This window comes from Paracoccus beibuensis, assembly GCF_026162625.1.
Lineage (GTDB): Bacteria > Pseudomonadota > Alphaproteobacteria > Rhodobacterales > Rhodobacteraceae > Paracoccus > Paracoccus beibuensis.
Genome location: NZ_JAOTBD010000023.1, coordinates 1 through 14,317, shown reverse-complemented (window position 1 = coordinate 14,317; position 14,317 = coordinate 1). Strand labels below are relative to the sequence as shown.

Sequence of the window (14,317 nt, the reverse complement as noted above, 5' to 3'; positions counted from 1 at the left end):
CGGATGCTGCTGAAAGGCGGCGAGATCGCGCGCTATCTGGCCAAGCCGGACCCGTCGCGGCCGGCGCTGCTGATCCATGGGCAGGATGCCATGCGCGTCGCCCTGAAGCGGGCCGAGGCGGTGCGCGCGCTGGTCGGCGAGAAGGCCGACGAGGAGATGCGCCTGACCCGCATGCCCGGCGCGGGCCTGAAGAAGGACCCCGCCCAGCTGATCGACGCGGTGCGCGAGATCGGCTTCTTTCCCGGCCCCCGCGTGGTGCTGGTCGAGGAGACCCCCGACACCGCCGCCGACGCGATCCGCGAGGCGCTGACCGGCTGGCGGCAGGGCGACGCGGTGATCGTGGTGACGGCCGGGTCGCTGTCCAAGTCCTCGGCGTTGCGCAAGCTTTTCGAGACGCATGGGCAGGCGGTCACCGCCCCGATCTATGACGATCCTCCAGGCGAGGACGAGATCGCTCGCTGGCTGTCCGATGCCGGCCTGCACCAGGTCCCGCCCGAGGCGATGCGGGAACTGGTGCTGCTGGCGCGGGCGCTGGACCCTGGCGATCTGCGCCAGACGGTCGAGAAGATCGGTCTCTACAAATACGACGATCCGACGCCGCTGACGGTGGCCGATATCGCGCTTTTGGCCCCCGCCACCATCGAGGCCGACCTGGACGAGCTGATCCATGTCGTGGCCGAACGACGCGAGGGTGATTTCGGCGCGTTGATGCGGCGCATCGAACAGCAGGGGCTGGCGCCGGTGACACTGTGCATCGCGGCGCTGCGGCATTTCCGGACGCTGCACCTGGCGGCGGCAGACCCGGCCGGTCCGGGCGTGGCGCTGGCGCGGGCGCGGCCGCCGGTCTTCGGACCCCGGCGTGACCGGATGACCCGGCAGGCGCAGGCCTGGGGCATGGGACCGCTGGAAGAGGCGGTATCCCTTCTGCTGGAAACCGACATGACGCTGCGCTCCACCAGCCGGGCACCGCAGATGCCGCTGGTCGAACGTGCGTTGCTGCGTCTGGCCATGAAGCCGAGGGGGCGGCGGTGACCGAGGCGGCCGATGCGCTGGTCATCGGCGCCGGGCCGGCAGGGCTGATGGCGGCCGAGGCGCTGATGGCTTCGGGTCGGCGCGTCGTGATTGCCGAAGCGATGCCGACGCCGGCGCGCAAGTTCCTGATGGCGGGCAAATCCGGGCTGAACCTGACGCGCGACGAGCCGCTTGCGGATTTCGCGGCCCGGATTGGCGACGGGACCGGCGATGGCGCGACGTCGGACCCGCGGAACTACCTGCAAACCGATGCGGGCGCCTTTGGGCCGGCCGAGGTTCGGGCCTGGGCCGAGGGCCTGGGAATCGCGCTGTTCGCGGGATCGACAGGGCGGGTGTTCCCGGTGGGGATGAAGGCGTCGCCTCTGTTGCGGGCTTGGCTGGCGCGGTTGCGCGCGGGCAGCGTAGATCTGCGGACCCGCTGGCGGTGGAACGGGCTTGGGGACGGGTTCCAGTTCCAGGCGCCCGAGGGACCGCGGACCGTCGACCCGAAGGTGACGGTGCTGGCGCTTGGTGGGGCCAGTTGGCCAAGGCTGGGTTCGGATGCTGCCTGGGTGCCGATGCTGACGGGTGCCGGCGTGGAGATCACGCCATTCCGGCCCGCGAACATGGGGTTCCGCGTGACCTGGTCCGACCCGATGGCGCGGTTCTTCGGGGAGGCCGTCAAGGGTGTGGCGATCAAGGCCGGCACCGAGGTCAGCCGAGGTGAATGGGTGATCTCTCGGGCCGGGATCGAGGGGGGCGGCATCTATGCCGTCGCCGCGGCGATTCGCGACGGGGCCGAGGCGGTGGTCGACCTTGCGCCCGATCTGAAGGAGGCCGCGCTGGCGGCTCGCTTTGCGCAGCCCCGGGGCAAGCTGTCGCTTGGCAACTGGCTGCGCCGGGTCCTGGGCGATCCGGTCAAGGTCGCGCTGCTGCTGGAATGGGGCGGACGGTCCGGCGACGCCGCCGAATGGGCGGCGCGCGCCAAGGCCCTGCCGTTGCGACACGAAGGTCCGATGGGCCTCGACCGGGCGATCTCGTCGGCGGGCGGGATTACGGCGGCGGCGCTGACCGATGTGCTGGAGCTGCGGGCGTTGCCGGGCGTCTTCGCCGCCGGAGAGATGCTGGACTGGGAGGCGCCGACGGGCGGCTATCTGCTGACCACCTGTCTTGCAACAGGCCTGCGGGCAGGGCAGGCGGCCGCGCGCAGGCTGCCCTAGCCGGCCGCCGCGCGGCGATAGGCCGGGCGCTGGCGCATCCGGTCCAGGTATTCCGACAGGCGCGCCTCGACGATCGGGAAGCGCGCAATCAGCGCCCAGTCCAGGCAATGCGCCAGGATGATGTCGGGGACGGTCATCTTCTCGCCCATCAGGAAAGGTCCCTCGGCCATGCGGTGGACGAGCGTTTTCTGGCTCGCCTCGAATTCCCACCTGAGCGTGTTCTTGATGGCGCTGAGGCGCAGCTTCTCGGGAAGGATGAAGCTGTGGCGGGCGGCCAGCCACAGAGCGGCGTCGAATTCGTCCAGCAGAAACTGCGTCAGGCTGTCCTGCCGCGCGCGGTCCATGGTGCCCGCCGGATGCGTCAGCCCGCCATGGCGGTCGGCCAGATAGGTCAGGATCGCCGTCGAATCCGTGATGGGCGTGCCGTCGTCGATCAGCACCGGGACCTTTCCGGCCGGATTGAACTGCGCCACGCCTTCGCTGCGCGGATTGGCGGGAATGTGCTCGAACTTCTGTCCCAGCTCCTCCAGCATCCACAGGACGCGGAAGGCGCGGGACTTGGCGGTGCCTATGACGCGGTACATGATGTCCTCCTGACGGTGTTCAGAAGGCCCGAGGGGTGGGGCGCCGTCAAGCGCCTCAGCCGCGGCGGCAGGAGATCAACTGCTGGCGATACATCTCGGACCGCTGGCCGACCTGGGCCGCGACGCGCATCAGCCAGGCCTTCTGTCGGTGGCTGCCGCGGGCAAAGCCGCCGCGCCCCTCGTGATAGGCCAGGTATTGCGACGTCGCGTCATGTTTGGACAGGCCCAGGCTTTCCTGGCTGCCATGCATGTACCAGCCCATGAAGTCCGAGGCGTCGCGAATGTTGTCGCGCCGTGCGCCGCGGTTGCGGGTGGCGCGCTGGTATTCCTCCCACGTGCCGTCGAGGGCCTGGGAATAGCCGAAGGCGCTGCTTTGCCGGCCGATGGGGATGACGCCAAGCGCGAACTGGTGGGGCGTCCGCGCGTCGCCGATGAACTTCGATTCCTGGTACATCGTCGCCATCTGGACATGCACCGGCACGCCCCATTTGCGTTCGGTCCGCTTCATGGCGCGCACGTAGGCGGGTCGTTCGGCCGCGATGGCGCATGCGTTGTTCAGCTGGCGCGGCGCGCTGTAGTTGCCGCCGCCGCACGAGGCGACCAGCCCGACAATCGCCAGCTTGAGAAGCCTGTTCATCTTGCCCTCGTTCTGCTCGGTCTTCTGTTTTGGGCCATCTTACGGAAAATCACGCGGCGGTGAAATCACAAACCCGGAAGACTGGCAGCGATCCGCCCCTCAGGCGCTTCCTTCGGGGCGCAGAAGGGCGTTCAGGGCCTGCAGATCCTCGGCCCCGGCCTCGCGCAGCAGCGCCTCGAGTGCGCGGTAATGGCGCAGCACCGCCTGCCCGGTCTGCGTCACCCGCGCGCCGCCGCCGCCTGCACCGCCACGGGCGCTGTCGATGACGGGTTCCGCAAAGGCCACGTTCATCTCCTCGACCAGGGTCCAGGCGCGCTTGTAGCTCATCCCCATTTCACGCGCGGCGGCCGAGATCGAGCCGAGCCGGTCGATCCGCGCCAGCAGTTCCGCCTTGCCCGGGCCCAGGATCAGCGGCGAGTCGTATTCCAGCCGCAGCTTGATGCGCAGCCGGGGGCTTGTTGCGGTCTGGGTCATGGCGGCGCCTCGTCGTTATTCCCGCGAAACATAGCGCCTTTGGCCGGCGTCCGCAATTTGCCGCGACGGCATCGCCCCAGGCGGGTTGCGGGACCGGACCCTTGGCCTATTCTTCGCCCGAGGCAAGAGGAGGCCACCCATGTCCGCATCAGATATCGTCATCCTGTCAGGCGCCCGCACCGCCATCGGCACATTCGGGGGCAGCCTGGCCGCGATCCCGCCGATCGACCTGGCCAGCACCGTCACCCGCGCGGCGCTGGAGCGCGCGGGCCTTGCCCCGGACCGGGTGGGTCAGGTCGTTTTCGGCCACGTGATCAACACCGAGCCGCGCGACATGTACCTCAGCCGCGTGGCCATGCTGCAGGCTGGCATCCCGCACACCACGCCCGCGATGAACGTGAACCGCCTCTGCGGGTCGGGCGCGCAGGCCATCGTGTCGGCCGCGCAGGCGCTGATGCTGGGCGATGCCGACTTCGCCGTGGCGGGCGGCGCCGAGAGCATGAGCCGGTCGCCCTATGCCGTGCCCTCGGCCCGGTTCGGCGCCAAGATGGGCGACCAGGTGATGCTGGACATGATGACGGGCGCGCTGACCTGCCCGATGGGCACCGGCCACATGGGCGTCACCGCGGAAAACGTCGCCGCCGAACACGACATCAGCCGCGAGGATCAGGACGCCTTCGTGATGGAATCGCAGCGTCGGGCGGCGGCGGCCATCGCGGCGGGACATTTCCGGGACCAGATCGTCCCCGTCGAGGTGAAAGCCCGCAAGGGCACCGTCGCCTTCGACACCGACGAGCATCCCAAGGAGACCAGCCTGGAGAAGCTGGCGGGGCTGAAGGCAGTCTTCCAGAAGGGCGGCAGCGTGACGGCGGGCAATGCCAGCGGCATCAACGACGGCGCGGCGGCGCTGGTGCTGGCGCGGTCCGACGCGGCCGAGAAGGCGGGGCTGACGCCCCGGGCCAGGATCATCGGCTACGCCGTGGCGGGCGTGCGCCCCGAGGTCATGGGCATTGGCCCCATCCCGGCGGTGCAGTTGCTGATGGAGCGGACGGGGTTGAACGCGGGTGACTTCGACGTGATCGAATCGAACGAGGCCTTTGCGGCGCAGGCGCTGGCGGTCAACAGGGGACTGGGGTTGGACCCGGCGCGCGTGAACCCGAACGGCGGGGCGATCGCGCTTGGCCATCCAGTCGGCGCGACCGGTGCCATCCTGATGGTCAAGGCGATCCATGAACTGGAGCGGTCTGGCGGGCGCACCGCGCTGATCACCATGTGCATCGGCGGCGGACAGGGCATCGCCATCGCCATCCGCCGGGACTGAGCATCTTCCCACGTCCTTGTTGCCGAGCTGACGCGGCGCCGCGAGGCGGTGCCGCGTTTGAACGGCGCGGACGACGGCGACCGCAAAAGGAACGGGCCGCCCAGATGGGGCGGCCCGCGAGATCCAAGGAGATGGTCCGGTTAGGGGCGGATCAGATCCGGTCCCAACCAGGGTTTACGACCTTCGGGATTGCCCTCAGGCCACGGCCCCCCTGACTGTTCCGACACCTCTCTCCACTATCACTCTCGACACTGGACCACCTCCTTTCAAAAGATTGCCGTTATGAGGTCAGGCTGACACAGATCGGGGATGTGTCAATCAGCATTCGGCACGACCTCTCAACAAATTGCGGACAATCATCCGAAATGGCACAAGCGCCAGTAGGGCCAAACTCAGTTTGACCAGCCAATCGGCAAGTGCCAGCGAAACCCACAGGGCGCCGACCGGTCCTTGACCAAGCAGCGGAACGGCCTCGTTCGCCCAACCCGTGTTGGCGTCGGCGGGCAGAACGGCAGAAAAGGCGATGCCGAAGAACAGCGCCGTGTCCAAAGCCGACCCGACCAAGGTCGAGGCCAGGGGCGCGCGCCACCAGCGGCCGTCCCGCAACGCATCGAAGACCACGACATCCGCCATCTGGGCAACCAGGAAGGCGGTCCCTGATGCCACGGCGATTCGCAGGGTCGTGGCCTGAAGCCCCGCCGCAACCAGCGAACAGGCGACCCCCGCGACGAAGCCTGCCAGCACCACGCGCCGCGCTGCCTGCGCGCCATAGACGCGGTTCATCACGTCCGTGACGAGGAAGGCGATCGGATAGGTGAACGCGCCCCAGGTCAGCCAGTCGCCGACAGTGAACTGAACAAGGACGTTGGATGCCGCCACGATGGCGGCCATGGCAATGATGCCAGGCAGGAAGCGGGTCATGGATGTTTCCGTTTTGCAAGGTGGCGGAAGAACTCGGCCCCTTCGGTGGGGCAGCGCGGGCCTTACGCCCGGCGGGCCGGCCTTGTCAATTCCGCAGGGCCTGCGCATGGGTGTCGCGCAGGCGGTACTCCACGATCTCGGTCCGCTGCAGGAAAAGGAAGTTGTCGTCCGAGATCAGCGTGACCCGGATGCCCGTCCCGTCGTCCCAGACCGAGATGCCTTCTAGGTTGTCGTATTGCAGAAGCCGCGTTTCCAGCAGGACCTGGTCGTCCTGGACGCCGTCGGCGGTCAGCCGCATCCGCCGCACCCGCGAGGCGAATCCGAGAACGCCGCGGAAGTCGCGCTCCAGCAGATAGAACCAGCCATCCGGCCCGAAGTCGGCGCCGACCGCCAGCCAGCGCGGGTCGCGGCGGATCGTGGCCAGCTTGCTCCAGCTGCCGTCGAAGGCCAGCGCCGTGAACGGGGTGGTTTCATTGGCCGATCGCTCGGGCACCGCGACCAGCGTGCCGTCGTCGCGGATGGCCAGCGCCTCGAGCCCGGCGTTCTGGCCCATTCCGGGCACCTGCGGCGGGCGGGGCAGGCGGGGCGCCGGGGCGTCGGGATCCTCATAAGTGGCGACCCGGTCCAGCCCCTCGAAGCTGACATGGATGCGGCCGTCGGGGCCGATGGCCAGCCCTTCGCTGTCGCCGGTATAGCCGGGGGGCAGCGGATTGCCGGCGCTGTCCTTCAGATGCGCGCGCCCGGCCACTGTCATGCCGCGGACGATCCCAAGCTCGTCGCGCTGGATGCTGCCCCAGTAGAGGTGCGACCGGTCGGTCAGCGCATGGAACGAGGTGCCGTCGGAGCTGATCTCGATTCCCGAGAAGCCGCCGAACGACGCCTCGTCGCGTTCCCAGACATAGGTGCCCACGTGGTCGAGCACCGCGTCGGCATGGGCCGGTGCGGTGCCAAGGGCGACCGAAAGGGCCGCCCCGATCAGCGCGCCGAGGCGACGGTGGAACATTGTGCGGGAAGCTCGCTCATCCGATAGGTGCGCGGGTGGCGATAGTCCGGGTTCGGGGTCGAGGGCTTTGCCCGGCTGGGATCGATGCGGATCGCCACCCATTCGGCGGCATCGGCGCAGCCGTCGCCTGCCGGGATCGGCGTCTGGCGCGGGCACATCGATCCGGACGGGCAGTTCAGCCGGACGTGAAAGTGGTAGTCGTGGTTGTTCAGCGGCCGAATCTTGCGCAGCCAGCTGCGGTCGCCGGTCTCCATCTGGCACATGGCGACCTTGACGACGGGGTCGGTGAAGATCCGTTCCACCCGCTGGTCGCGGGCGGCGGCGCGCAGGATCGACATGTGCTGGGGTGTCCAGCTGCCCGTCAGCGCGGTGCCACGGCCCGTCACGACCGAGACCGAGGAGATGCTCTCGCGCTGTTGGGGCGACAGGCGCAGCGACGAGGGCGGCAGCATCCAGATGTCGGCGTCCAGCCCGATCTGGTGGCTGGCATGGCCCGAAGTCACGGGCCCGCCGCGCGGTTGGCCGATGTCGCCGATATAGAGCCCCCGCCACCCCGCCTGCTGCGCGGCGCGCGACAGGCCGACCAGGAAGTCGATCATGACCGGGTGGCCCCAGTTGCGGTTCCTGGACAGGCGCATCGCCTGCCAGCTGGGCCCCGTTTCGGGCATTTCCACAAGGCCCTGCGCGCAGCCCTGCGAGTAGTTGCCGATGGACACGGCCGGACCTTGCGAGGGCGAGCGGAAGCTGCCGAACACGTCCTTGGCCAGCGGATCGGCGGCGGCGGGCAGCGCCAGGCCCAGCATCAGGGCGGCGGCGGTCAGGGTCTTCTTGATCACGTCGGGGTCTCTCCTTCCGGGTCGACCCACCCTAGCAGAACCAGCGCCACAAGAAAGATCACGATCAGCGGAAGCAGCCCGATGCGCTGGCTGCCGCTGACATCGGTGGCCAGCGCGATCAGGAACGGCGTCAGGAAGGCGGTGGCCTTGCCCGACAGGGCATAAAGGCCAAACCCCTCGGTCGCGCGTTCCTCGGTCGTGTGGCGGACCATCATGGTGCGGCTGGCGGCCTGCAGCGCGCCGCCCGCGCCGCCGATGACCGTGCCACAGCCGAAGAAGATCAGGTCGGGCAGGCGGAGGCCGGCCAGCAGCGGCTCGGCCGGTGCGGCGATGCCGAAGACGGCGTCGCGGTCCATGCCGATCAGCAGCACGCAGACCGCCGTCAGCGCCAGAACGCAGGCGGTGATGACGGCGCGCGGCCCCAAGGCGCGATCGGCGCGTCCGCCCAGCCAGCTGATGATCGCGGCGGATATCGCGGTGACGACGCCGAAGACGCCCGCCAGAAAGACCGGCCAGCCCAATACTGTCCCGGCATAGACGCCCCCGAACCCGTAGAGCGCGTTAAGCGCGTCGCGCGAAAACATCGACGAGACCAGCCAGAACGCGAGGCTGCGCCGGTGGCGCAGGCTGCGGACCAGGGCCCACAGCTCTTGCAGGGACCGGCGCACCCGGATCGGGCGCCGGGGGCCGCGGGGCTCCTTCACCCAGAGAAAGAACGGAACCATGAAGACGACATACCAGATGGCCGAGAAGGGGCCGACAAATCGCGTCCCTTCTCGGAGCGTCGGGTCCAGGCCCAGCACGGGCGGGATGCCGAACAGCGTGCGCCCCCCCGGCGTTTCCGCGAACAGCGCCAGCATCACCGCCAGAGAGGCCACGCCGCCGAGGTAACCGAACGCATAGCCCGACCCCGAGATGCGCCCGATCTCGGCCCGTGGCGCCAGTCCCGGCAGCATGGCGTTGGTGAAGATCGTCGCGAACTCGATCCCGATCAGGGCGATGCCGAAGAGAACCACCGCCTGGACCAGCGCAGGCTGCGTCGGCATCAGCCACCACAGTCCCGCCGCGCTGGCGACATAGAGGACCGAGAAGAACCACACCCAGGAAAGCCGCCGCCCCGAACTGTCGGCGATCGCGCCCAGGATCGGCGCGAAGACCGCGATCACCGCGCCGCTGGCCGCCAGTCCGTATCCCCACAGCGCCTGCGCGTTCGCCCCCGCCAGCGTGCTGCTGTCGCCCAGGGCGATGAAGTGGCGCTTGGCGACCTCGGCGAAGTAGATCGAGAAGATGAAGGTCAGCAGCAGCGTGTGGAACGGCTGGCTGGCCCAGTCAAAGAACCACCAGCCCCAGATCCGCTTGCGGTTGGTTGCGTGCTTCATGCTGTCCCCGGCGCAATTTGTCGTTTTGCGACATAAGCGCAGCGGCGGATCAGGCTGGCAAGTGAAGTTTCGCGTCGTCCGGCAGGGCCGGGGGCCAGGGGCGCGTCGCCTCGGCCTCGACCCACGCCGCGACCCAGTCGGGCAGGGGCGGGCTGTCGGGGCCGTGGCCCAGTGCCGCCATCACCTGCGACGGCGGAACGATGCCCGTGGCCGAGGTCACGGCCGACCGGATCAGCACCTGGTTGCAGCAATCTCCGCCGCGCCACATCGACTGGTCCATGTAGACGAAGCGGTGATCCCACCCCACCGTACGCGACACCATCGTGAAGCGCTGGAACGCCCGGATGCGCCGCCGGTAGCGGGTGGAGCTGCCCGCCACCGTGATCCCCCAGCCGTTCGTGCGCAGCACCGGGATCAGCCCGGTGCGCTGCGCCAGCGGGATGCGCCCCAGGTCGAACAGCGTCAGCGTGCGGCCGTTGTTCAGCTCGACCCAGGGGTCGAGGTCCCAAGGCCAGCAGACATGCGTGGACACATGCGCCCCCGTCGGCGCCAGGGGTGGAGCGTTGCGGAACTTGACCATCTCTTTGGCGAAGCGGATCAGCGGATACATGGCGGCCCTTTCCTTGCGCCGCTTGCGTGGCCCGCGATCACGGGGCCGTCAAGGCGGACGCGGCGGCATGGGGTCGCAGAACCGGACCGCGTACCTTGCATGCGGGCGTCCGCATCGCCATACAGTGCAGGCGCGAACAAACTGCCCCAAGGAGTGACGATGGGAACGCTGTACGAAGCCCTGCAACTGATCCTGCAGGTCCTGTGGTTCATCATGATCGTCCACATCATCATGTCCTGGCTGATCAACTTCCAGGTGCTGAACCTGCGCCAGCCGCTGGTCGCGCAGATCTGGGACGGGCTGAACCGGCTGCTGGAACCGATCTATGCCCCGATCCGCGGCATCCTTCCGAACACGGGCGGGCTGGACCTGGCCCCGCTGGTCGTCTTCATCGCGATCATCATCGCACAGCGCGCGCTGGCCAACAACGCGGGCTTCTTCTACGGATTCTGATGCCCAGGGACCTGCTGAGCGAGGTCTGGGGTTTCGACGGTTTCCGCCCCGGCCAGCAAGAGATCGTCGAGACGGTGGCCCAAGGCCGCGACGTGCTGGCGATCATGCCGACGGGCGGGGGCAAGTCGCTGTGCTACCAGTTGCCGGCGCTGATGCGGGACGGGGTGACGGTGGTCATCTCTCCGCTGATCGCGCTGATGCGCGACCAGGTGCGGGCGCTGCGCGAGGCGGGGGTCGAAGCCGGCGCCCTGACCAGCGGCAATACCGAGGCCGAGACCGAGGCGGTGTTCCAGGCGCTGTCGGCCGGGTCGCTCAAGATCCTCTACATGGCGCCGGAACGGCTGGCGTCGGGCGGGACGGTGAACCTGCTGCGCCGGGCGAACGTCACCGCCATCGCGGTCGATGAGGCGCATTGCGTCAGCCAGTGGGGCCACGACTTCCGCCCCGATTACCTGCGCATCGGTGACCTGAAGCGCACGCTGGACGTGCCGCTGGCGGCCTTCACGGCCACGGCCGATGTCGAGACGCGGGCCGAGATCGTCACGCGCCTGTTCGACGGGGTCGAGCCGGTGACGTTCCTGCGCGGGTTCGACCGCCCGAACATCCGTCTGGCCTTCCAGCCGAAGAACAGCCCGCGTACGCAGGTGCTGACCTATGTTGCCGCGCGGCGCGGGCAGTCCGGCATCGTCTATTGCGGCGCACGGGCGCGGACCGAGAGCCTGGCGCAGGCCCTGCGCGAGGCGGGGCATCCGGCCATCGCCTATCACGCCGGGCTGGAGCCCGACCAGCGACGCGAGGCCGAGGCCCGCTTCCAGCGCGAGGACGGGCTGATCGTCGTGGCGACGGTGGCCTTCGGCATGGGTATCGACAAGCCGGACATCCGCTGGGTGCTGCACGCGGACCTGCCGAAGTCGATCGAGGGCTATTACCAGGAGATCGGGCGCGCGGGGCGCGACGGCGATCCGGCTGACACGCTGACGCTCTATGGTCCCGACGACATCCGCCTGCGCCGCACCCAGATCGACGAAGGGCTGGCCGAGCCTGCCCGCAAGGCAGGGGATCACGCGCGGCTGAACGCGCTGCTGGGTCTGGCCGAGGCGACCGGCTGCCGCCGCCGCCGCCTGCTGGCCTATTTCGGCGAGGAACTGGCGGAAGATTGCGGCAACTGCGACCTGTGCCAGGTGCCGCCCAGGCTGTTCGACGGCACGCTGGCCGTTAGGAAGGCGCTGTCGGCGATGGTGCGGACCGGCGAATGGTTCGGCAGCGGCCACCTGATCGACATCCTGACCGGCACCACGACCGACAAGGTGCGCGAACGTGGCCACGACCAGTTGCCGACCTTCGGCGTCGGCCGCGATTTCGGCCGCGGCCAGTGGCAGGCGATCTTCCGGCAGATGATGGGGCTGGACCTCTGCCGTCCCGACCCGGAACGCCACGGCGCGCTGCACCTGACCGAGGCGGCCCATCCGGTCCTGCGCGGCGAGGAAAACGTCACACTGCGCCAGGATACGACCCAGAACGCAAAGGCCGCGAACGTCCTGCGCACGCAGGTGTCCGAGGAGGACGAGCCGCTGCTTTCGGCGCTGAAGGCCAAGCGGCGTGCCCTGGCCGAGGCCGCGCGCGTGCCGGCCTATGTCATCTTCCCCGACCGCACCCTGATCGAGATGGCCGAGAAGCGGCCGCAGGATCTGGACCAGATGGCGCGGATCGGCGGGGTGGGCGCCAAGAAGCTGGAAAGCTTCGGGCGCGAATTCCTGACCGTCATCGCGGGCGACCAGCCGCAGATGCACCCCGCGCGCCGTGCGCTGGCGGGCCGACCCGAGGGCGAGCTGTTCGACCGGCTGGTCGAGGTGCAGGCCACGCTGCAGCGAGGCGAGGACGGCACCGGCAAGCCCTTGTCCTGTTCGACCGCGCAGATCCGGCGCATTGCCGAAAGCCGTCCGCACAGCCGCGACACGCTGGCCCGCTTCCTGGATGCGCCACGGCTCGACCGCTTCGCGGATGCCTTTTTGGCCGAGATCGAGGGCGCCGGCTGACCGGACCAAGCGACGTCAACCGAACGTGATGCACCAATCCGCCCATCCCATGCGTGGATCGTGGCATGATGTTTTGGCGCCTGCACGAGCCCGCCCGATAGGAGGACAAGATGAAGTTGAACTGGTCTGATGTCACGCCGCACCGGATGTATCTGGATCGCCGCAAGTTCATCGGCGTCTCGGCCGCCGCGCTGGCCTTGCCGGCTCTGGCTTCGCGCGCGCAGGCGCTGACCGGCAGGCCATCTCCGCTGTCCACGGACCAGCCGCCGAACACGTTCGAGGAAATCACGAACTACAACAATTTCTATGAATTCGGCACCGGCAAGGAGGATCCCGCCCGCTATGCGGACCAGCTGACCGTGGACCCGTGGTCGGTCGAGATCGGCGGCCTTGTCGATCGTCCCGGCAGCTATGGCGTCGAGGACCTGGCGCCCGACAATGCGCTGGAGGAACGGATCTATCGCCTGCGCTGCGTCGAGGCCTGGTCGATGGTGATCCCCTGGATCGGCGTTCCGCTGGCATCGGTGCTGCAGAAGGTCGGCGTGCAGCCGTCGGCGAAATATGTCGAGTTCGAGACCCTGCTGCGCCCCGAGGAGATGCCGGGCCAGCAGCGCGCCATCCTGGACTGGCCCTATCGCGAGGGGTTGCGGTTGGACGAGGCAATGCACCCGCTGACGATCCTGGCGACGGGACTCTACGACCAGCCGATGCCCAAGCAGAACGGCGCGCCGATCCGGCTGGTGGTGCCGTGGAAGTATGGCTTCAAGTCGATCAAGTCGATCGTGCGGATCAACCTGGTGGCCGACCAGCCGCTGAACACCTGGAAGCAACTGCAATCCAGCGAATACGGCTTTTACGCCAACGTGAACCCGCAGGTGGATCACCCGCGCTGGAGCCAGGCGACGCATCGCGTCATCGGGGCCGGCCTGTTCGGCGGCCGCGAGGAGACGCAGATGTTCAACGGCTATGGCGACCAGGTGGCCAGCCTTTATGCCGGCATGGACCTGGCGGTGAACTACTGATGATCCGCAAGATCAACGAGACGCTGCGCCGGGTTCCCGTCCCGCTGGTCTGGCTGGCCGGCGCCATCCCCTTTGCGCTGCTGGTCTTCGACGTCGTGACCGGAGCCATCGGCGTCGACCCCGTCGCCAAGATCGAGCATCGGCTGGGGCAGACCGCGCTCTATTTCCTGGTGGCCTCGCTGGCGGTGACGCCGTTGCTGCGCCTGACGGGAATCTCTCTGATGCGGTTCCGGAGGGCGCTGGGGGTGATCTGCTTTGCCTATGCCGTGCCCCATGTGCTGACCTGGGTGGCGCTCGATATGGGGTTCCTGTGGGCGCAGATGGGCAAGGATATCGTCAAGCGGCCCTATCTTGTCGTCGGCATGATGGCCTTCGTGCTGCTGCTTCCGCTGGCGATCAGTTCGAACAACCTGTCGATCCGGCGCATGGGTGGGCAGGCGTGGCGGCGGCTGCACAAGCTGGTTTACCTGGCGGCCCCGCTGGTGGCGCTGCATTGGATCTGGGCAGCCAAGGTGGCCGAGCGCGCACCTGCATTCTGGATGGCCGTGATTCTTGTTCTGCTGGCGTCCAGGGTAGTAATTCCGCGGCCCATGCCTTGGACCAAGCCGCGGCGCGCTTAAGAAAGACATTTAATGTCAGGTAGTTATGAATAATCTTCCCGCCTGACATAATTTTTTCGCAAAACCAGCTTGCGTCTCTCGTTCGCGGCTCGTAAACACCGCTTCACCGAAGGCGGGGACGCCTGAGGGGCCGGGACTTTGGGGCTGACGCTCTGGACGCCTGGGACACAATTAGGGGATGGGTGACCTG

General features: G+C 68.4%; 15 protein-coding genes. 7 read left to right on the top strand and 8 right to left on the bottom strand.

Annotated features, from left to right (window positions below; translation table 11 throughout):
• The first annotated feature begins 3 nt into the window (after positions 1–3).
• On the top strand, positions 4–1,032 hold the full coding sequence (holA, locus tag OC159_RS13580; RefSeq protein ID WP_265501720.1) for a DNA polymerase III subunit delta: 1,029 nt from the start codon (positions 4–6) through the stop codon (positions 1,030–1,032).
• A complete protein-coding gene (locus OC159_RS13575; protein ID WP_265501719.1) occupies positions 1,029–2,231 on the top strand; it encodes a BaiN/RdsA family NAD(P)/FAD-dependent oxidoreductase in 1,203 nt (400 codons plus the stop codon). Before holA ends, OC159_RS13575 begins: the two co-directional genes overlap by 4 nt.
• Here OC159_RS13575 and OC159_RS13570 read toward each other — a convergent pair.
• The 3 genes from OC159_RS13570 to OC159_RS13560 all read right to left on the bottom strand — a co-directional run bounded on the left by OC159_RS13570 (position 2,228) and on the right by OC159_RS13560 (position 3,926).
• Positions 2,228–2,815 (bottom strand): glutathione S-transferase family protein, encoded by a 588-nt coding sequence (locus tag OC159_RS13570; RefSeq protein ID WP_265501718.1) that lies wholly within the window; start codon positions 2,813–2,815, stop codon positions 2,228–2,230. The two genes, OC159_RS13575 and OC159_RS13570, sit on opposite strands and share 4 nt — an antisense overlap.
• Positions 2,816–2,870: 55 nt before the next feature.
• Entirely contained in the window at positions 2,871–3,452 is a 582-nt protein-coding gene (locus tag OC159_RS13565; protein ID WP_265501717.1) for a transglycosylase SLT domain-containing protein, read from the bottom strand.
• A gap of 99 nt (positions 3,453–3,551) precedes the next feature.
• Positions 3,552–3,926: a winged helix-turn-helix domain-containing protein gene (locus OC159_RS13560; protein ID WP_265501715.1), complete on the bottom strand. Its 375-nt coding sequence runs from the start codon at positions 3,924–3,926 to the stop codon at positions 3,552–3,554.
• Between the two features lie 139 nt (positions 3,927–4,065).
• On the opposite strand from OC159_RS13560, the gene OC159_RS13555 reads away from it, so the two are divergent.
• Positions 4,066–5,247 (top strand): acetyl-CoA C-acyltransferase family protein, encoded by a 1,182-nt coding sequence (locus OC159_RS13555; protein WP_265501714.1) that lies wholly within the window; start codon positions 4,066–4,068, stop codon positions 5,245–5,247.
• Between the two features lie 318 nt (positions 5,248–5,565).
• On the opposite strand, the gene OC159_RS13550 is transcribed toward OC159_RS13555, so the two are convergent.
• The 5 genes from OC159_RS13550 to OC159_RS13530 all read right to left on the bottom strand — a co-directional run bounded on the left by OC159_RS13550 (position 5,566) and on the right by OC159_RS13530 (position 9,996).
• Positions 5,566–6,168 carry a queuosine precursor transporter gene (locus OC159_RS13550; protein ID WP_265501713.1) on the bottom strand — a complete coding sequence of 201 codons (603 nt, stop codon included), beginning with the start codon at positions 6,166–6,168 and terminating at the stop codon, positions 5,566–5,568.
• A gap of 85 nt (positions 6,169–6,253) precedes the next feature.
• Positions 6,254–7,171 carry an esterase-like activity of phytase family protein gene (locus OC159_RS13545; protein WP_265501712.1) on the bottom strand — a complete coding sequence of 306 codons (918 nt, stop codon included), beginning with the start codon at positions 7,169–7,171 and terminating at the stop codon, positions 6,254–6,256.
• Complete coding sequence (gene mepA / locus OC159_RS13540) at positions 7,144–8,007, bottom strand: penicillin-insensitive murein endopeptidase (RefSeq protein WP_265501711.1); 864 nt, start codon at positions 8,005–8,007, stop codon at positions 7,144–7,146. The genes OC159_RS13545 and mepA overlap by 28 nt, the downstream gene beginning before the upstream one ends.
• A complete protein-coding gene (locus tag OC159_RS13535) occupies positions 8,004–9,386 on the bottom strand; it encodes an MFS transporter (protein WP_265501710.1) in 1,383 nt (460 codons plus the stop codon). Before OC159_RS13535 ends, mepA begins: the two co-directional genes overlap by 4 nt.
• Positions 9,387–9,435: 49 nt before the next feature.
• Positions 9,436–9,996, bottom strand: a complete 561-nt coding sequence (locus OC159_RS13530) for an acyl-CoA thioesterase (RefSeq protein WP_265501709.1) — start codon at positions 9,994–9,996, stop codon at positions 9,436–9,438.
• Positions 9,997–10,155: 159 nt separating this feature from the next.
• Between OC159_RS13530 and OC159_RS13525 the strand changes: the two genes are divergently transcribed.
• The 4 genes from OC159_RS13525 to OC159_RS13510 all read left to right on the top strand — a co-directional run bounded on the left by OC159_RS13525 (position 10,156) and on the right by OC159_RS13510 (position 14,127).
• On the top strand, positions 10,156–10,449 hold the full coding sequence (locus tag OC159_RS13525; protein WP_265501708.1) for a YggT family protein: 294 nt from the start codon (positions 10,156–10,158) through the stop codon (positions 10,447–10,449).
• Positions 10,443–12,485, top strand: coding sequence for a DNA helicase RecQ (recQ, locus tag OC159_RS13520; protein WP_265501763.1), 2,043 nt, complete (start codon positions 10,443–10,445; stop codon positions 12,483–12,485). Before OC159_RS13525 ends, recQ begins: the two co-directional genes overlap by 7 nt.
• Before the next feature lie 110 nt (positions 12,486–12,595).
• On the top strand, positions 12,596–13,507 hold the full coding sequence (gene msrP / locus OC159_RS13515; protein WP_265501707.1) for a protein-methionine-sulfoxide reductase catalytic subunit MsrP: 912 nt from the start codon (positions 12,596–12,598) through the stop codon (positions 13,505–13,507).
• Positions 13,507–14,127 carry a protein-methionine-sulfoxide reductase heme-binding subunit MsrQ gene (locus OC159_RS13510; protein WP_265501706.1) on the top strand — a complete coding sequence of 207 codons (621 nt, stop codon included), beginning with the start codon at positions 13,507–13,509 and terminating at the stop codon, positions 14,125–14,127. Before msrP ends, OC159_RS13510 begins: the two co-directional genes overlap by 1 nt.
• Positions 14,128–14,317 lie beyond the last annotated feature (190 nt).